This is a genomic window from Sphingobium sp., assembly GCA_023266575.1.
In the GTDB taxonomy this organism is placed as follows: Bacteria; Pseudomonadota; Alphaproteobacteria; order Sphingomonadales; family Sphingomonadaceae; genus Sphingobium.
Genome location: JAHFPV010000005.1, coordinates 142,427 through 159,834, shown reverse-complemented (window position 1 = coordinate 159,834; position 17,408 = coordinate 142,427). Strand labels below are relative to the sequence as shown.

At 64.0% G+C, this 17,408-nt stretch carries 16 protein-coding genes; 7 read left to right on the top strand and 9 right to left on the bottom strand.

The annotated features are described in order from the left end of the window. The 3 genes from Q0D44_RS07710 to Q0D44_RS07700 all read right to left on the bottom strand — a co-directional run bounded on the left by Q0D44_RS07710 (position 1) and on the right by Q0D44_RS07700 (position 3,827). Complete coding sequence (locus Q0D44_RS07710) at positions 1–1,191, bottom strand: type III PLP-dependent enzyme (RefSeq protein ID WP_294134861.1); 1,191 nt, start codon at positions 1,189–1,191, stop codon at positions 1–3. A gap of 150 nt (positions 1,192–1,341) precedes the next feature. Then, complete coding sequence (locus Q0D44_RS07705) at positions 1,342–2,514, bottom strand: carboxynorspermidine decarboxylase (RefSeq protein ID WP_294134858.1); 1,173 nt, start codon at positions 2,512–2,514, stop codon at positions 1,342–1,344. Positions 2,515–2,621: 107 nt separating this feature from the next. Next, positions 2,622–3,827 (bottom strand): saccharopine dehydrogenase family protein, encoded by a 1,206-nt coding sequence (locus tag Q0D44_RS07700; protein ID WP_294134855.1) that lies wholly within the window; start codon positions 3,825–3,827, stop codon positions 2,622–2,624. A 203-nt stretch (positions 3,828–4,030) separates the two neighbouring features. Here Q0D44_RS07700 and Q0D44_RS07695 point away from each other — a divergent pair, with 203 nt between their 5' ends. Beyond that, on the top strand, positions 4,031–4,594 hold the full coding sequence (locus tag Q0D44_RS07695; protein ID WP_294134852.1) for a fasciclin domain-containing protein: 564 nt from the start codon (positions 4,031–4,033) through the stop codon (positions 4,592–4,594). A gap of 71 nt (positions 4,595–4,665) precedes the next feature. Here Q0D44_RS07695 and Q0D44_RS07690 read toward each other — a convergent pair whose 3' ends face one another. The 3 genes from Q0D44_RS07690 to Q0D44_RS07680 form a co-directional block, all read right to left on the bottom strand. Next, the gene (locus Q0D44_RS07690; protein ID WP_294134844.1) at positions 4,666–5,013 is read right to left on the bottom strand and encodes a GFA family protein; all 348 of its coding nucleotides are present in this window, start codon (positions 5,011–5,013) and stop codon (positions 4,666–4,668) included. A gap of 31 nt (positions 5,014–5,044) precedes the next feature. Beyond that, positions 5,045–6,628, bottom strand: a complete 1,584-nt coding sequence (locus Q0D44_RS07685; RefSeq protein WP_294134841.1) for a cisplatin damage response ATP-dependent DNA ligase — start codon at positions 6,626–6,628, stop codon at positions 5,045–5,047. A gap of 127 nt (positions 6,629–6,755) precedes the next feature. Next, entirely contained in the window at positions 6,756–7,751 is a 996-nt protein-coding gene (locus Q0D44_RS07680) for a ligase-associated DNA damage response exonuclease (protein WP_294134837.1), read from the bottom strand. 134 nt (positions 7,752–7,885) lie between these two features. Here Q0D44_RS07680 and Q0D44_RS07675 point away from each other — a divergent pair, with 134 nt between their 5' ends. Together Q0D44_RS07675 and Q0D44_RS07670 are read left to right on the top strand one after the other, a co-directional pair. Further along, entirely contained in the window at positions 7,886–9,118 is a 1,233-nt protein-coding gene (locus Q0D44_RS07675) for a DUF3419 family protein (RefSeq protein ID WP_294134835.1), read from the top strand. Further along, complete coding sequence (locus tag Q0D44_RS07670; RefSeq protein ID WP_294134830.1) at positions 9,115–9,783, top strand: methyltransferase domain-containing protein; 669 nt, start codon at positions 9,115–9,117, stop codon at positions 9,781–9,783. The genes Q0D44_RS07675 and Q0D44_RS07670 overlap by 4 nt, the downstream gene beginning before the upstream one ends. A 55-nt stretch (positions 9,784–9,838) precedes the next feature. Here the strand turns inward: Q0D44_RS07670 and hemA are convergent, their stop codons facing one another. The 3 genes from hemA to Q0D44_RS07655 form a co-directional block, all read right to left on the bottom strand. Further along, positions 9,839–11,065, bottom strand: coding sequence for a 5-aminolevulinate synthase (gene hemA / locus Q0D44_RS07665; protein WP_217674892.1), 1,227 nt, complete (start codon positions 11,063–11,065; stop codon positions 9,839–9,841). 140 nt (positions 11,066–11,205) lie between these two features. Next, positions 11,206–12,009, bottom strand: coding sequence for a glutamate racemase (gene murI, locus Q0D44_RS07660; protein WP_294134817.1), 804 nt, complete (start codon positions 12,007–12,009; stop codon positions 11,206–11,208). A 35-nt stretch (positions 12,010–12,044) separates the two neighbouring features. After that, a complete protein-coding gene (locus Q0D44_RS07655; RefSeq protein WP_294134815.1) occupies positions 12,045–12,440 on the bottom strand; it encodes a hypothetical protein in 396 nt (131 codons plus the stop codon). Positions 12,441–12,536: 96 nt separating this feature from the next. Between Q0D44_RS07655 and plsY the strand changes: the two genes are divergently transcribed. From plsY to topA, 4 genes are all read left to right on the top strand, one after another. Next, positions 12,537–13,136 (top strand): glycerol-3-phosphate 1-O-acyltransferase PlsY, encoded by a 600-nt coding sequence (plsY, locus tag Q0D44_RS07650; protein WP_294134812.1) that lies wholly within the window; start codon positions 12,537–12,539, stop codon positions 13,134–13,136. Next, positions 13,133–14,215 (top strand): DNA-processing protein DprA, encoded by a 1,083-nt coding sequence (gene dprA / locus Q0D44_RS07645; protein WP_294134811.1) that lies wholly within the window; start codon positions 13,133–13,135, stop codon positions 14,213–14,215. The genes plsY and dprA overlap by 4 nt, the downstream gene beginning before the upstream one ends. Positions 14,216–14,278: 63 nt before the next feature. Further along, a complete protein-coding gene (locus Q0D44_RS07640; protein WP_294135010.1) occupies positions 14,279–14,566 on the top strand; it encodes a GIY-YIG nuclease family protein in 288 nt (95 codons plus the stop codon). 155 nt (positions 14,567–14,721) lie between these two features. After that, complete coding sequence (topA, locus tag Q0D44_RS07635) at positions 14,722–17,307, top strand: type I DNA topoisomerase (protein WP_294134809.1); 2,586 nt, start codon at positions 14,722–14,724, stop codon at positions 17,305–17,307. Positions 17,308–17,408: the final 101 nt, after the last annotated feature.

The window sequence follows — 17,408 nt, the reverse complement described above, 5'->3', positions numbered from 1 at the left end:
TTAGCCCAGCTTGATGACAGTCGCGCGACGGCGGGCGGGGGCCGGTTCGGCGTAGAGGCTGGCCATCGGCTCGTCCGCTACCTCGACCACCGTTTCCGCCGTGAAGCCGTTGAAGCCGGTGCGCATGGCGCAGCCATAGGCACCCAGCATCCCGATTTCGATATAGTCGCCGGTTGCGACATCGTCGGGCAGCATGAACGGACCGACCATATGGTCCATATCGTCGCAGGTCGGACCATAGAAGGAGAAGCCGGTCATCGCTGCGTCGCTTTCCTCGTCGCGCAGCAGCACGACCGGGAAACGCCAGCCGATATGCGCGGCGTCAAACAAGGCGCCATAGGCACCGTCATTGATGTAGAGTTCGGTGCCGCGACGGCGCTCTACCCGGACGATGATGGAGCTATATTCGGCGGACAGCGCCCGGCCGGGTTCGCACCACAGTTCGGACGAATAGCTGACCGGCAGGCTTTCAAAACCGCGGTGGATCGCGTCGAAATAATTTTCGAGCGCAACCGGCTCCATGCCCGGATAGACCGACGGGAAGCCGCCGCCGACATCGATGATGTCGACCGTGACCGCCGCATCGACGATCGCCGCGCGGACCCGTTCGATCGCGTCGCTATAGGCCTGTGGCGACATCGCCTGGCTGCCGACATGGAAGCAGATGCCAAGGGCATCGGCGGCCTGGCGGGTGGCCATCAGCAATTCACGGGTTTCGCCCAGTTCCGCGCCGAATTTCGACGCGAGGGACAGTTCGCTATGTTCCGACGACACGCGCAGGCGGACGCACAGTTCCAGATCGGTGGCGTCATTGGTGGCGCGCATGATCTTTTCCAGCTCGTCGATCGTGTCGAGCGAGAAGGTGCGCACGCCATGGATGGCATAGGCTTCGGCAATGGCTTCTTCAGCCTTGACCGGATGCATGAAGCAAAGCTTCGCGTTCGGCAGAGTTTCCGCGACAAGACGCACTTCCGCGATGGAAGCGACGTCAAAGTGCGAGATACCGCTGTCCCACAACGTCCGAAGCAAATCGGGCGAGGGATTGGCCTTTACAGCATAAAGCGAGCGCCCCGGAAACTTCTCCACGAAGAATCGGGCAGCGCGGGCCGCAGCCTGCGGGCGAATCAGCGTTACCGGTGCTGCCGGTGTGAGGGTGGTCGCTACCCCCAGCGCGCTAGGATGCTTGTGCAATTCAAGGGACCTCCAGTGTCGTTCATGGGCATAAAAAGCTGCCTTGCGGTGGAAGTCCCATGGGGCAGCGGACGGTCGCTATATGCGTAGGGGTCCCCCCTGTAAAGCGCATGTGTAAATTTTGTTGCGCAGGGGGCCATGAAGCGTGGCTCAGGAGAGGCGGGCCTTGAAATCCTGATAGGAAAAGGCGCGAATTTCCCTGAGTTTGTCGGTGGTTGAGTCCCAGAGCCAGATGGCGGGCAGGGGGACGCCGTTGAAGGTGTTGGTCTTGACCATCGAGTAATGCGCCTGATCAAGGAAGGCGATCCGAGCGCCCGGTTCCGCGCCGCCGGGGATTCGATAGTCGCCGATAATGTCGCCAGCCAGGCAGGATGGACCGCCAAGGCGCGTTTCGGGCCCGTCGAATGGCTCGTGGAGCATGGCGGGGCGATAGGGTGCCTCGATCACGTCGGGCATGTGGCAGGTGGCGCTAATGTCGGTGATGGCGACTTCCATGCCATTGTCGATGACGTCGAGTATTTCGCCGACAAGGATGCCCGCGTCGAGCGCCATCGCTTCGCCGGGTTCGAGATAGAGGTTGAGGCCGGTCTGCGCCTTGACGCCCTGGAGGAAGGCGATGAGGTCGTCGCGCTGATAATCGGCGCGGGTGATGTGATGGCCGCCGCCGAAGTTGAGCCATTTGAGGCTGGAGATGTGCGGCATGATATGTGGTTCGACCGCGGCCCATGTGCGCTCCAGGGGGCTAAGATCCTGTTCGCACAGATTGTGGAAATGGATGCCGTCCACGCCAATCAGATGATCGGGCGTCAGCTGGCTGACCGGGAAGCCGAGGCGGCTGTGCGGCTGGGACGGGTCATATTTGGCGACTTCGCCTTCGGGGTTTTGCGGGTTGATGCGCAGGCCGATGTCGAAGCTGTGCCCGGCCGCGCGGGCGGCGTCGATCTGCGGCTTGAAACGGGCGATCTGGCCGGGGCTGTTGAAGATGACATGGTCGGAAATGGTGAGGATTTCGGCCAGGTCCGCAGGCTTGTAGGCGGCGCAATAGGTCGCGACTTCGCCCTGATACTCCTCGCGGCCAAGGCGCGCTTCGTAGAGGCCCGACGCGCAGACGCCGTCCAGATATTCGCCCACGACGCTGCCCAGCGACCACATGGAAAAGGCTTTGAGCGCCCCCAACACCTTGATGCCCGCGCGGTCGCGGACATCGGCAAGGATGGCCAGGTTGCGCCGGATCGCGGCCTCATCCACCACGAAGGCGGGGGATGGGACGCGATACAGGTCGAAATGCGCGAAGGCGGCGGGATCGCCGGCTTTGGTTTCCATGAAACATCCTCCGCCACCTCGTCACCCCAGCGAAAGCTGGGGTCTCACTTCTTTGTGGCGCAACAGAAAAGGGCGATCCCAGCGTTCGCGGGGATGACGGTGATTGTTCAGAATGCCAGCGGCGCGTCCAGTTCCTTTATCTGCCAGGGCAGGCCATGCTTGTTGAGCATGTCCATGAAGGGATCGGGATCGAACTGTTCGATGTTGAACACGCCTTCGCCTTTCCAGGCGCCGGTCAGCATCATCGCCGCGCCGATCATCGCGGGGACGCCGGTGGTGTAGCTGACCGCCTGATTGCCGGTTTCGGCATAGGCATCCTCATGATCGCAGATGTTGAGGACATAGACGGTTTTCTGGACGCCATCCTTGGTGCCGGTCGCAATGTCGCCGATATTGGTCTTGCCCTTTGTCGTCGAACCCAGGCTCGACGGCTCGGGCAGAACGGCTTTGAGGAACTGGAGCGGGATGATCTCCTTGCCCTCATAGATGACCGGGTCGATGCGGGTCATGCCGACATTCTGGAGGACTTCCAGATGCTTGAGATAAGCGTCGCCGAACGTCATCCAGAAACGGATGCGTTTGATTTCGGGATAGAATTTGGCGAGGCTTTCCAGCTCCTCATGATACATGAGAAACATGTTCTTCGGGCCGACCTGGTCGAAGTCGAACGTCTGCTTGTGGCTGAGCGCCGGGCCTTCGACCCATTCCCCGCCTTCCCAGTGACGCGACGGGGCGGTCACTTCGCGGATGTTGATTTCCGGGTTGAAGTTGGTGGCGAAATGCTGGCCATGGTCGCCGCCATTGCAGTCGAGAATGTCGAGCGTGTCGATGGTGTCGAGCAGGTGCTTTTTGATGTAGGATGCGAACACGCTTGTGACGCCGGGGTCGAAACCCGACCCCAGCAGCGCCATGATGCCCGCTTCCTTGAAGCGCTCCTGATAGGCCCATTGCCAGCCATATTCGAATTTGGGCGTGTCGCGCGGTTCGTAATTGGCTGTGTCGAGATAATCGGTCTTGGTCGCCAGACAGGCGTCCATGATGTTGAGATCCTGATAGGGCAGCGCCAGATTGACCACTAGCTTCGGCTGGACCTTCTCGATCAGGGCGATGGTGGCGGCGACATCGTCGGCATCCACCTGCGCCACGTCGATGGTCACGCCGGTGCGGGCCAGCACTGATTCGGCGACCTTCTCGCAACTGACGATGCGGCGGCTGGCCAGCGTGATATGCGAGAATATATCGCTGTTCATCGCCATCTTATGCACCGCGACCGACCCGACGCCGCCCGCGCCGATGACCAGAACCTTGCTCAATCTCGTCTCCATATGCTGTGCGCGGGCGTCCCGCGAAAGCGCCCATATAGGGGCTTGGGATGACAGCGCAAAGACGCAGTGCAATTGCCTTATCTTCGCCCATGCCCTTTAGGTCATGCCTGCATCCATTAGCCCGCCTCAGGCGTATCAGCGCCGCACCCCGACACTATTTGGGATGCGGAGATAGAAGAAGGATGCCCCCCATGAAATTTTCCCCCGTGACGATCGCCCTTGCCAGCATCATAGTGACGGCCAGCGGTGGCGGGATCGCCCAGGCGCAGATGGCCAAGAACCCGATGGTCGGCGGCGCGGCCATGTATCCCACCAAGGATATTGTCGATAATGCGGTCAACTCCAAGGACCACACTACGCTGGTCGCTGCGGTGAAGGCCGCTGGTCTGGTCGATACGCTCAAGAGCGCCGGGCCGTTCACCGTGTTCGCGCCGACCAATGCCGCTTTCGCCAAGCTGCCCGCAGGCACCGTCGATACGCTGTTGAAGCCAGAGAATAAGGCGACGCTGACCGGCGTGCTGACCTATCATGTCGTGCCGGGCAAGATGAACGCCACCGACATTGCCGCCAAGGCCGCAACCAATGGCGGCAAGGCCGTGCTGACCACCGCGCAGGGCGAAACCCTGACCGTGTGGCAGAAGGGTAAGGACTGGTATGTCACCGACGCGAAGGGCGGATCGGCCAAGATCACCATCGCCGACGTCAATCAGTCCAACGGCGTCATCCACGTCATCGACACGGTATTGATGCCCTGATCCCTGTCAAAATGATGTGATGGCCGACGGGCCGATGGCTACCCCTCGCCATCGGCCCGTTTGTTTGCGGGTCAGAAACTCGCGCCGTCCACCTTGGTGATGGTCAGCGTGTCGATGTCGATCGACGGGACGCAGCGCAGGTTGATTGCGCGCATCGGTGCGCTGGCGGACTGGCCGAGCGCGAACGGCTGGGTTCCGCAGGTGCGACAGAATTGATGCGTGATAGCGTGCTTGTAGAAATGATAGTCGGTCAGATGGTCTGCGCCGCTGTCCAGGGCGAACTGGTCGGCGGGGACGAAGGTCAGGACCAGCCCCTTTGCATGGCAATGGGAACAGTTGCAGGTCATCGCGTCGGTCGGCGCGTCGGCGGCGACGGTGAAGGTGACTGCGCCGCAGTGGCAGTGTCCGGTGTAGGGCATGGGGTGGGTTCCTCTCTGCGATAGAGGATAGTCAGCGGACCAGTTTCTTCAATCCCTCCACCGTATCCGCCTCCGCCGCTGGTTTGTCGCGCCGGATGCGCGCGATCCTTGGGAAGCGCATGGCGAGGCCTGATTTGTGGCGTTTGCTGTCGTGGATGCTGTCGAACGCGACTTCAAGCACCAACGTCTTTTCCACCTCTCGCACCGGGCCGAAGCGGGCGACCGTGTTCTGGCGGACGAAGCGGTCGAGCCATTTCAACTCCTCGTCGGTGAAGCCGCTATAGGCCTTGCCCACGGGATGTAGCTCCCCGTCCGCCGTCCAGCAGCCGAACGTATAGTCCGAATAGAAGGAGGAGCGTTTGCCGTGGCCGCGCTGGGCGTACATCATGACGCAGTCGGCGGTCAGCGGATCGCGTTTCCATTTATACCAGAGCGCGGCCTTGCGCCCGGCGACATAGGGGCTGTCGCGGCGTTTGAGCATCACCCCCTCGATCGCGGCATCGCGGGCGCCGGCGCGGATGTCGGCGAGGGCGTCGAAATCGGCTGCGTCGATGGTGGCGGACAAATCAAACCGCTTGGCATCGAGACCGGGCATATAGGCTTCGAGCCGGGCGCGCCGTTGCGCCCATGGTAGGGCGCGCAAATCTTCGTCGCCTTCGAGCAGCAGGTCGTAAAGGCGGACGAAGGCGGGATAGTCGGCCTGCATCTTGGCGCTCACCAGCTTGCGACCGAGCCGTTGTTGCAGGGCGTTGAAGCTGGCTGCCTCTCCACCCTGAAACTCACCGCGCACCAGTAACTCGCCATCCAGCACGGCATGGCCGGTGAAGGCGGCGGCGATTTCGGGGAAGCTGGCGGAGATATCGTCGCCCGCGCGGCTGTAGAGGCGGGTTTCGCTCCCCGTGCCGACGATCTGGATGCGGATGCCGTCCCATTTCCACTCTGCGGCATAGTCCGCCAAGTCCACGCTGTCGGCTTCGAGCGGGTGGGCGAGCATGAAGGGGCGGAAGAAGGGCGTGCCTGCCGGGTCGGGGCGGGCTGCGCGGCCTTCGGCCCAGTCGAACAGGGCGGTGTAGGGCGGGGAGAGGGCGTGCCAGACTTGCTCGACATCATCGACGTCGAGGCCAAATGCCTGCGCGAAGCCGGTCTTGGCCAGGCGGGCGGAGATGCCGACGCGGAGGCCCCCGGTGGCGAGTTTGAGCAGGGCGAAGCGGCCAGAGGCGTCGAGATGATCCATCATCTGCGCGAGGGCATCGGGCGCGGCGGCGCGGCTGGTGGCGTGGAGGCGATCGACCACGGTGGCCAGCGTCAGCGTGCCATCGTCCAGATCGGGCGGTTCGCCTGGCGGTGGAGGCCACAGAAGGGCGACGGTTTCGGCAAGATCGCCGACATAATCGCGGCTCATTTCATAGAGGACTGGATCGACGCGGGCGCGGATCATTTCGCTGATGGCGGAGGATTTGACGGCTTTCAGGTCCAGATTGCCGGTGAGCGCAGCCAGCGCCCAGCCGCGATCCGGGTCCGGCGCGGCGCGGAGATAGGCGGCGATCAGCGCGAGTTTGCCGTTGCGTGAGCGGGTATAGACGAGCGCGTCGAGCAGTTGCGAGAAGGGTCTCATCGAGAGACACCCCCATCCGTTCGGGCTGAGCGAAGTCGAAGCCTTCTACTGAGCGGAGCGAAGGGGCTTCGACTTCGCTCAGCCATACCCTTCGCCAGGCTCAGGGCGAACGGATTATGGAGCATAATCACCCTTCCTCCTCCTCATCGTCCCGCCCGACCAGTGCCAGGGCGCGGGCGCGGATCTGGTGGGTCATGCACCAGTGGAGCAAGGCTTCCTCGCGCCCGTGGGTGATCCAGGTTTCGGTGGGGGCAACCTCGCGGATCGTGTCGGTCAGTTCGTCCCAGTCGGCATGGTCGGACAGGATCAGCGGGAGTTCGACATTCTTCTGCCGGGCGCGCTGGCGCACGCGCATCCAGCCGGACGCCATCGCGGTGATAGGATCGGGCAGGCGGCGGCTCCAGCGGTCGTTGAGGGCGGAGGGCGGGGCGACGATGATCGCGCCGCGCATATCCTTTGCCGCGACGCCGGTGGCGGGGCGCAGGTCGCCCAACTCGACACCGAGTTCGACATAGAGATTGCACATGCGTTCCATCGCGCCGTGGAGGTAGATCGGGTCGTGGTGGCCGCGCGCGCGCAGTTCGCAGATGAGCCGCTGCGCCTTGCCCAGCGCATAGGCCCCGACCAGCACGGAGCGTTCCGGGTTGGCGTGGAGCGCGGCAATCAGCCGGTCGATCTCGCTGCCCGTATCAGGGTGGCGGAATACGGGCAGGCCGAAGGTCGCTTCGGTGACGAAAATGTCGCAGGGGACCGGCTCGAATGGCAGGCAGGTGGGATCGGGTCTGCGCTTGTAATCGCCGGTGACGACGACGCGCTCGCCCGCATGGGTCAGGACGATCTGCGCCGATCCCAGCACATGGCCTGCGGGGACATAGCGGATGGTGACGCCGCCCAGCCGGATTTCCTCGCCATAGCCGACCGGGGTGCCGGACGCGGTGCCGTAGCGCAGCGCCATGATCGCCAGCGTCTCGCGTGTTGCCCAGACATGGCCATGGCCGCCGCGCGCATGATCGGCATGGCCGTGGGTGACCAGCGCCCGATCACGCGGGACGGACGGGTCGATCCACGCATCGGCGGGGCGAACATAGATGCCGGTGGGGTGGGGTTCGATCCAATGGGCCATATAGGTCCAGAAGATGTGAGAGGGCCGCGGGTTCCGCAAGCTGGTCACAGGTACGTAACGCTATCGTCACGGTGACGACGCGCAGTTGCCCTATGGGCCACGCCACGACCCGATAGCGAGGAGGCTTGAACAGCATGGCGGCACCGGCCCATAAAAAGATCACGCGCGCGGTGCATCGCCACCGCCATCTGTCGAAGCAGGGGGTGCTGGAGCGTGCCTTTACCTTTGCGTTCCGGGGTCTGGTCTATGCCCAGATATGGGAGGACCCGGCGGTGGATATGGAGGCGCTGGCGATCACGCCCGATTGCCATGTCGTGACGATCGCGTCGGGGGGCTGCAATGTCCTGTCCTATCTGACCGCCGATCCGGCGAAGATCACTGCCGTGGACCTCAATACCGCGCATATCGCGCTCAACCGATTGAAGCTGATGGCGGCGCGGACTTTGCCCGATCATGCGGCCTTCCATCGTTTCTTCGCGCAGGCGGACAGCCGCGAGAATGTCGCGGCCTATCGCGACGTGGTGGCCCCGCATCTGGACGAGGCGACGCGGCGTTACTGGGAAGGGCGCGACCTCATTGGGCGGCGGCGGATCGGCGGCTTTGCGCGTGGCATTTACAAGCATGGCCTGCTGGGGCGCTTCATCGGCGCGGCGCATCTGCTGGCGCGGCTGCATGGCGTCAATCCCCGGCGGATGCTGGACGCCACGACGCTGGCCGAGCAGCGGGTGATTTTCGAGGCGGAGCTGGCGCCGATTTTCGACAAGGGCTTTGTGCGCTGGCTGACCAGCCAGCCCGCCTCGCTCTTTGGCCTGGGCATCCCGCCCGCGCAGTTCGAGGCGCTGGCGGGCGATGAGCGGATGGACGCTGTGCTGAAAGCGCGCCTGAAGAAACTGGCCTGTGATTTTGATCTGAAGGATAATTATTTCGCGGTGCAGGCGTTTGGGCGGGGCTATGCTGCCAATGACCCTGCAAGCGAGGGGCCGTTGCCGCCCTATTTGCAGGCCGCCAATCATGATGCGGTGCGGGCGCGGGCGGACCGGGTCGATGTGCGGCATGTCAATTTCACCGATTTCCTGCGCGATCAGCCCGCCGCGTCGGCGGATCGCTACATCTTGCTCGATGCGCAGGACTGGATGGACGACGATCAGTTGAACGCGCTGTGGGCGCAGATCACGCGGACGGCGAAACCGGGCGCGCGGGTGCTGTTCCGCACGGCGGGGGAGCCGAGCATCCTGCCCGGACGGGTCGTGGACGCGGTGATGGACCAGTGGGCGTATCAGGCCGAGGCGTCACGCGATTACACCGCGCGCGACCGGTCGGCCATTTATGGCGGCGTGCATCTCTATGTGTTGAGGGACGCGCAATGAGCGACCATGGGCGGTTGATGGACGGCACCTATCGGTGGCAGCGGCATATCTATGATGTGACGCGCAAATATTATCTGCTGGGGCGGGATGGCCTGATCGCCGATCTCGCCCCGCCATCGGGTGGCAGCGTGCTGGAAATTGGCTGCGGCACCGGGCGCAACCTGATCGCGGTGGGGAAGGTCTGGCCCCATGCGCGGCTCTATGGCGTCGATATTTCGGCGGCGATGCTGGATACGGCGCAGATCGCGGTGGAGCGGGTCGGCATGGCCTGCCGCGTCAGGCTGGCGCGTGGGGATGCGGTCGATTTCGATCCGCAAGCGCTGTTCGGGCGAGCGACGTTCGACCGGGTGTTCATCAGCTATGCGCTGTCGATGATCCCCGACTGGGAGGCGGCATTGCGTCAGGCCGCGCTCTGTGTCGCGCCGGGCGGGCGGCTGGAGGTGGTCGATTTCGGACAGCAGGAACGGCTGCCGGGTGCCTGGCGCGCGGCCCTGTTCGGCTGGCTGGCGCGGTTCCATGTGACGCCGCGCGCGGTGCTGGGCGATGCGATCGAGGCGGTAGCGCGCGATGTCGGTGGTGAGCCGAGCGTACGGGCGCTGTACCGCGGTTATGCGGTGCGGGGTGGGGTGGCGATAGGGCAGATGCCCTCATCCAATTTCGCCTAACTGGCTGCGCCAGTAAGGCTGCGTATCCTTCTCCCGATGGGAGAAGGATTTGCGCTCACGCCGCTTTGCGCTCCGCCAGTTCCAGGTCCAGGCGCGACCAGATTTCCACCAGCGCCTTCACCAGATCGCGCATCATCGCTTCGGTGTGGGCGGGGCCGGGGGTGAAGCGGAGGCGTTCGGTGCCGCGGGGGACGGTGGGATAATTGATCGGCTGAACATAGGCGCCATATTCGGCGAGCAAAATGTCGCTGATCCGCTTGGCCTTGACCGGGTCACCCACCATCAGCGGAACGATATGGGTGACGGTATCCATGACCGGGAGGCCGGATTCGGCCATGAGTTGCTTGAGCAGCGCAGCCGACGCCTGCTGGCCCTCACGTTCCTCGCTGGAGCCTTTCAGATGGCGTACGCTGGCCAGCACGCCTGCGACCAGTACTGGGGATAGCGAGGTGGTGAAGATGAAGCCCGGCGCATAGCTGCGGATCACGTCGACGATCATCTGGTCAGCGGCGATATAGCCGCCCATGACACCGAACGCCTTGCCCAGCGTGCCTTCGATGATGGTCAGCCGGTCCGCGACAGCATCCCGTTCCGAAATGCCGCCGCCGCGCGCGCCATACATGCCCACGGCATGGACCTCGTCCAGATAGGTGAGCGCATTGAACTCGTCGGCCAGGTCGCAGATCGCAGCGATCGGCGCGACATCGCCGTCCATCGAATAGACACTCTCGAACGCGATCAGCTTGGGGGCTTCGGGATCTTCGGCCTCCAGCAATTCGCGCAGATGATCGACGTCATTGTGGCGGAACACGCGCTTTTCGCAGCCCGAATTGCGGATGCCCGCGATCATGCTGGCGTGGTTCAGCTCGTCGGAAAAGACAATGCAGCCGGGCAGCAACTTGGCCAGTGTGGACAGCGTCGCCTCGTTCGAGACGTAGCCCGACGTGAACAGCAGAGCCGCGTCCTTGCCATGCAGGTCGGCCAATTCGCCTTCCAGATCGACATGATAATGGGTGTTGCCGCCGATATTGCGGGTGCCGCCGGAGCCTGCGCCGACATCGTGCAGCGCCTCTTCCATGGCTGCCACGACCTTGGGATGCTGGCCCATGGCGAGATAGTCGTTGGAGCACCAGACGGTGATGGGCTTGGGACCGTTATGGCCGTGAAAACAGCGCGCATTGGGGTAGGCACCCCGGTTGCGGAGGATGTCGATAAAAACCCGATACCGGCCTTCTTCATGGAGACGGTCGATCGCCTGCGCAAAGATATGCTTGTAGTTCACGCTCGCCCTATCCCTTGACAACCCGCATCCTCTGGGGCGCCGTTTACCGGCACTCGCTCCCCATTACCAGCGATAACCACTCTCAGTTAGGGGCAAGAATTACGATCAGAGCAATTGGACTTTTTGTCCAAGCAGCAGGATCAGAGCTGTTCGATCCGGTCGAGACCGTATCGGGCGAGCGCTGGAGCCAGCGCGCGGACATGACCATCGACCCGCGTGAACACGGCGATGCCCGGCGCTGGCGCGTCCGGCCAGGGCTGGCCCTGCGTCAGAAAGGCTATGCGCCGGGCGATCCCTTCGCCGCCATGGACGAAGGTCAGCGGGCGCGATGCCGCAGCGGCCAGTTCCGCCTCCACCAGCGGAAAATGGGTGCAGGCCAGCGCCACGGTGTCCATGCGGTCGCCGCCCGGCTGATCGGTCAGGCCCGCCAGCGCAGCGCGGGCGATTGCGGGATCGAGCGGTTCGCCGCGCAGCTTGGCTTCGGCCAGTTGCACCAGCGCGGCGCAGCCATGGCGCAGCATGATGCAGTCCGCGCCATGCTCCGCCGCCAGCCGATCGACATAAGGCTGGCGCACGGTGGCGTCGGTCCCCAGCACCCCGAACACGCGGCTTTTGGACGCCAGCGCGGCGGGTTTTATCGCCGGGACGGTGCCGACGACCGGGATGTCGAGCGCCGCGCGCACATGGCTGAGCGCGATGGTGGAGGCGGTGTTGCAGGCGATGACGGCCAGGCGCGGGCGGTATCGCTCCACCAGCCGCCCCAGCAGCGCCGGCACCCGCGCGGCAATCTCCGCCTCGCTCTTGGTGCCATAGGGGAAGCCCGCGCTATCGGCGGCATAGACGACCGGCGCGGTCGGTATCAGCGCGCGGGCGGGGGCGAGGATGGACAGCCCGCCGACGCCGGAATCGAAAAAGAGGATGGGAGCTTGTGGCGCGACCGTCATTATGGAGGGACATGTCGCGGGATCGGGCGAGGGTGTCAATCCGGCTGGCCTGTCACTTCGGCCTCCGTCCACCATCGCAAATGATGGATATCGTTTCGTTGGGCCAGGATATCGTCCAACACCGCCGCCAGTTTTTCTACCGTTTCGGTGGTAGAGACTTTTCTGAGCCAGCGTCGTATTGCGGGTTTGGACGGTTCGATGAAACAGAGATGCCCATCTGGATATTCGGCATAATGCCCGCAACCGATCGAAAGGGCGAAGGCGTCGTTGGTGAGGGCGATGTGAACGCCCCAATCCTCCTGTGTGACGGCCACGACCTCGAATCCATGTAACGGCAAATTGTCCTTCAGGATGCCGGCGACCATCCCGCCACCTGCGGCTGGAGACGGATCTATAAGGGCGGCAGACCGAAATTCGACATGGCTACGCATGGCGCAACTCCTAGGTGCATTTCTCGCTCAAATCCATTTCTATTGTCCGCGCCGCCTGTCACGCTATGGTCGCCTTACCCTCTTATCGGCGAGACTATGACACCTCCCTGGCTGCTTCCCCTCTTCGTTCTGGTGCTTGGCTATCTGCTGGGTTCCATCCCCTTTGGCCTGTTGCTGACCCGCTTCACCGGGGCGGGCGATTTGCGGCAGATTGGCTCCGGCAATATCGGGGCAACCAATGTGTTGCGAACGGGGCGCAAAGGGCTGGCGGCAGCGACGCTGCTGCTGGACCTGCTCAAGGGCGCGGCGGCGGTGCTGATCGGCGCGGCTTTGATCGACGGTGGCGGGCCTATGGCGGGCGCGGCGGCCTTTATCGGCCATTGCTATCCGGTCTGGTTGCGCTTTGCCGGGGGCAAGGGCGTGGCGACGATGATGGGGGTGGTGACCGCGCTGCACTGGCCCGCTGGCTGCATTTTTGCAGCGGTCTGGCTGGGCGCGCTGTTCGGGACGAAATGGTCGTCGGTTGGCGGCATGGCGGCGGCGGTGAGCGCGCCGGTCGCCTTGTGGTTCATGGGGCGGATCGAACTGGTGCCGGTGGCGCTGGCGATGGCGCTGATCCTGCTGTGGCGGCACCGCGCCAATATCGCGCGGCTGATGCAAGGCACGGAGCCGAAGATCGGGTCCAGCAAAGGGTGAGCGAGCAGGAGCGGTTCGACCGGCTGCGGCTCATCCGATCGCCCCGGATCGGCCCGGTCAGCTATCGGCAATTGCTGGCGCGCTTTGGCACGGCGGGGGCGGCGTTGCGCGCCATTCCCGATCTGGCGGCGCGCGGCGGGGGCAAGGCCAGCGTTGCCGATGCGGGCGCGGTTGAGCGGGAGATTGCGGCGTCGCGGGCATTGGGCGCGCGCTATTTGTTGATGGGGGATGCGGACTATCCCGCTCTGCTTGATCAGTTTGAAGGCGCGCCGCCTGCGCTGATCGTGCGGGGCGACGCTGCGCTGGCCGCTGGCAAATGCATCGCCATGGTCGGTGCGCGCAATGCGTCGGCGGCGGCGGTGCGCTTTGCGCGGACGCTGGCGCAGGATCTGGGGCAGCGCGGGGCGGTGGTCGTATCGGGACTGGCGCGGGGTATCGACACGGCGGCGCATCAGGGATCGGTGGGCAGCGGGACGATCGGCGTCATCGCCTGCGGGCTGGACGTGGTGTTTCCGCCGGAAAATCGCGATTTGCAGGCGCAGATTGCCGAGGTGGGGTTGTTGGTGACGGAGCATCCGCCCGGCGTGCAGCCGCTGGCGCGGCATTTCCCGGCGCGCAACCGGATCATCGCCGGACTGGCGGAAGGCACGGTCGTGGTGGAGGCGGCGCCCAAATCGGGATCGCTTATCACTGCGCGGCTGGCGGGCGAGGCGGGGCGCGAGGTGATGGCCGTGCCGGGATCGCCACTCGATCCGCGCGCGCAGGGCTGCAACCAGTTGATCCGCGAAGGCGCGACGCTGATCCAGAATGCCGACGATGTGCTGGAGGCGGTGGGCAGCATCGACATCCGCATGGTGCGGCAGGGTAGTTTCGATTTCGCAGGCGAACCGGTGTCGAGCGACGTCGCGGCGGGCGAACGAAGCGCCGTGATTGCGCTGCTGGGCCATGCGCCGGTGCCGGTGGATGAACTGATCCGACTGAGCGGGTTTAGTCCGGCGGTGGTGCAGACAGTGCTGCTGGAACTGGAACTGGCCGAGCGGCTGGACCGGCTGGCGGGGGGACGGGTGAGTTTGCGGTGATTATCAATGCCGTCATGCCAGCGAAGGCTGGCATCTCAGGCGGCCGCGCGTAACATTTGCCCCATACGCGGCGGCTGGACCTACATCATGACCAACAAGCCGCGTGGCGTGCTGTATGTTGGCGTGACCAATTCACTCCATGTGCGCGTGGACCAGCATCGGCGCGGCGTTGGATCGGATTTCTGTCGTCAGTATAATCTGCATCGTCTCGTTCTGGCGGAACGCCATGATCATATCGCGGAGGCCATAGCGCGGGAGAAAGCGATCAAGGCCTGGAAGCGCGAATGGAAAATCCGGTTGATTGAGGAAATGAACCCGGAATGGCGCGAACTGTTCGACTTCATCGTGTAGTCGCCTGAGATGCCAGCCTTCGCTGGCATGACGGCAGCGCCAGGGGGCTGGCGCTCCCCCCGCATCTCCCCTAATCACACGCACCGCTTGACGCCCGCCGTCATCGCCTTCCAGACTCGCGCGTACGTGTGAGGCATCAAATTCCGGGGCCGTAAATGCAGCTTGTCATCGTCGAATCGCCTGCCAAGGCCAAGACCATCGAGAAATATCTGGGCGGGGATTTCCATGTTCTGGCCAGCTACGGCCATATCCGCGACCTGCCGGCCAAGGACGGGTCGGTGGACCCCGATGACGGCTTTGCTATGCAGTGGGAAAATTATGGCGACAAGGGCAAGCAGCTCAAGGCCATCAGCGACGCGGCCAAGGGCGCGTCACGATTGATCCTGGCGACTGACCCTGATCGCGAAGGGGAAGCGATCAGCTGGCATGTGCAGGAGGTTTTGCGCGCCAAGAAGGCGCTGCCTGCGGTGGTTGACCGGGTGACGTTCAACGCGATCACCAAGGCCGCCGTGCTGGACGCGATGGCCAAGCCGCGCGCATTGGACGAGGATCTGATCGACGCCTACCGCGCGCGCCGGGCGCTCGACTATCTGGTGGGCTTTACCCTGTCGCCGGTGCTGTGGCGCAAGCTGCCCGGTGCCAAGTCGGCAGGCCGGGTGCAGTCGGTCGCGTTGCGGCTTGTGGTGGAGCGGGAGCGGGAGATTGAGAGCTTCACGCCCCAGGAATATTGGTCGGTCGCGGCGGAGATGGAGCAGGACGGCACTGCCTTTACCGCGCGGCTGGTCCGCTGGAAGGGCGAGAAGATCGAGCGGCTGACGATCGGTCGCGAGGGCGACGCGATGGCGGCCAAGGCCGATGTCGAGGCCGGTCGCTTCACTGTCGAGAAGGTCGAGACCAAGCCGCTCACCCGCAACCCGCCGCCGCCCTTCACCACATCGACCATCCAGCAGGAAGCCGCGCGCAAGCTTGGCTTTTCCGCCAGTCACACGATGCGGATCGCGCAGCAGCTGTATGAGGATGGCGCGATCACCTATATGCGGACCGACGGCGTGCAGATGGACAGCAGCGCCATTTCCGCCGCACGCGCCGCGATCGCGCAGCGCTATGATGGCGGCTATGTGCCGGACAAGCCGCGCATCTACCAGACCAAGGCGAAGAATGCGCAGGAAGCGCATGAAGCCATTCGCCCGACCGACTTTTCACGCGACAAGGTGGGCAGCGGCGATCATGCCCGGCTCTATGACCTGGTGTTCAAGCGGGCGCTGGCCAGCCAGATGGCGTCGGCGCGGCTGGAACGCACCACCATCGACATGAACGACGCCACCGGCACGCATACGCTGCGCGCGACGGGGCAGGTGGTGATCTTCCCCGGCTTCCTGGCGCTGTATGAGGAAGGTCGCGACGATAGCGATGACGAGGACGGCAAGCTGCTGCCGCGCATGAGCGAGGGCGATGCGCCCGCCAAGAAGAAGGTGAGCGCCGAGCAGCATTTCACCCAGCCGCCGCCGCGCTATTCCGAAGCCAGCCTCGTCAAGCGGCTGGAGGAATTGGGGATCGGGCGTCCGTCCACCTATGCCTCGACGTTGCAGGTGCTGAAAGACCGCGACTATGTGCGGATCGAGAAGAACCGCTTTTTCGCCGAGGAGAGCGGGCGGCTGGTGACGGCTTTCCTGGAGCGCTTTTTCGAGCGCTATGTCTCCTATGACTTCACGGCGGGGCTTGAGGACGAACTGGACGATATTTCCGGTGGCCGTGCCCAGTGGCAGGCGGTGCTGGAAGCCTTTTGGAAGGATTTTAAGCCCAAGACCGCTGAGGTCATGGAGCAGAAGCCGAGCGACATTACCGCGGCGCTGGACAAGTTTCTGGAGCCGATGCTGTTCCCGCCCAAGGCCGACGGCAGCAATCCGCGCGCCTGTCCGTTGTGCGCGGAGGGGCAATTGTCGCTGCGTGGCGGGCGGTTCGGGGCGTTCATCGCCTGCTCCAATTACCCCGAATGCAAATATACCCGCAAATTCGGCCAGCCGGGTGGCAAGGATGGCGAGGATACGGGACCGGAAGTGTTGGGGAAACACCCAGAAACCGGGCAGGATATCGTCAAGAAATCCGGCCGTTTTGGTCCCTATATCGAAATGGGTGAGGGCAAGGAGGCCAAGCGCGGGTCGATCCCCAAGGATTTGCCCGACGGCGAACTGACGCTCGACTGGGGCGTCAAATTGCTGAGCCTGCCGCGCGAAATTGGCCTGCACCCCGAAACGGGCAAGCCGATCGTGGCGAATATCGGGCGCTTTGGCCCCTATCTGCTGCATGACGGCAAATATGGGCGACTGTCATCGACGTCGGAGATTTTCGAGGTCGGGATGAACAGCGCGGTGGTGAAGCTCGCCGAGGCCGCCAACCGTGGGCCACGCAGTGCCGGACGGGAGCCGCTCAAGGTGCTGGGCGCGCATCCGCGCACGGAAGCTGAGATCAAGCTGATGGAAGGGCGCTATGGCGCTTACGTCACCGACGGCACGACCAATGCGACCCTGCCCAAGACGGTGGACAAGGACCAGCTGACGCTGGAAGAAGCCGCGCAACTGATCGACGCGCGGGCAGCGGCGGCACCGGCCAAGAAGGGCGCGAAGAAGAAAGCCGCGCCCAAGAAGGCGCCGGCGAAGAAGGCCAGCTCCAAGACGGACGGCGCGGCGAAAAAGCCGGCGGCGAAGAAGGCACCGACCAAGAAGAAGGCGGCGGCGGAGTAAGCGTCGCGCCCATTCACTCCGTCATCCCGCACTTGATGCGGGATCCATTCGGCGCAGCGCTGTGAGAGTAAGCAGCGTAGCGTCGAATGGATCCTGACTTT

Coding starts and splice junctions, on each gene's coding strand:
- topA (WP_294134809.1), top strand. CDS start 14,722: ATGCAGCTTGTCATCGTCGAATCGCCTGCCAAGGCCAAGACCATCGAG.
- Q0D44_RS07680 (WP_294134837.1), bottom strand. CDS start 7,751: ATGGCCCATTGGATCGAACCCCACCCCACCGGCATCTATGTTCGCCCC.
- Q0D44_RS07685 (WP_294134841.1), bottom strand. CDS start 6,628: ATGAGACCCTTCTCGCAACTGCTCGACGCGCTCGTCTATACCCGCTCA.
- Q0D44_RS07655 (WP_294134815.1), bottom strand. CDS start 12,440: ATGCGTAGCCATGTCGAATTTCGGTCTGCCGCCCTTATAGATCCGTCT.
- Q0D44_RS07670 (WP_294134830.1), top strand. CDS start 9,115: ATGAGCGACCATGGGCGGTTGATGGACGGCACCTATCGGTGGCAGCGG.
- Q0D44_RS07705 (WP_294134858.1), bottom strand. CDS start 2,514: ATGGAAACCAAAGCCGGCGATCCCGCCGCCTTCGCGCATTTCGACCTG.
- Q0D44_RS07690 (WP_294134844.1), bottom strand. CDS start 5,013: ATGCCCTACACCGGACACTGCCACTGCGGCGCAGTCACCTTCACCGTC.
- murI (WP_294134817.1), bottom strand. CDS start 12,009: ATGACGGTCGCGCCACAAGCTCCCATCCTCTTTTTCGATTCCGGCGTC.
- plsY (WP_294134812.1), top strand. CDS start 12,537: ATGACACCTCCCTGGCTGCTTCCCCTCTTCGTTCTGGTGCTTGGCTAT.
- Q0D44_RS07675 (WP_294134835.1), top strand. CDS start 7,886: ATGGCGGCACCGGCCCATAAAAAGATCACGCGCGCGGTGCATCGCCAC.
- Q0D44_RS07695 (WP_294134852.1), top strand. CDS start 4,031: ATGAAATTTTCCCCCGTGACGATCGCCCTTGCCAGCATCATAGTGACG.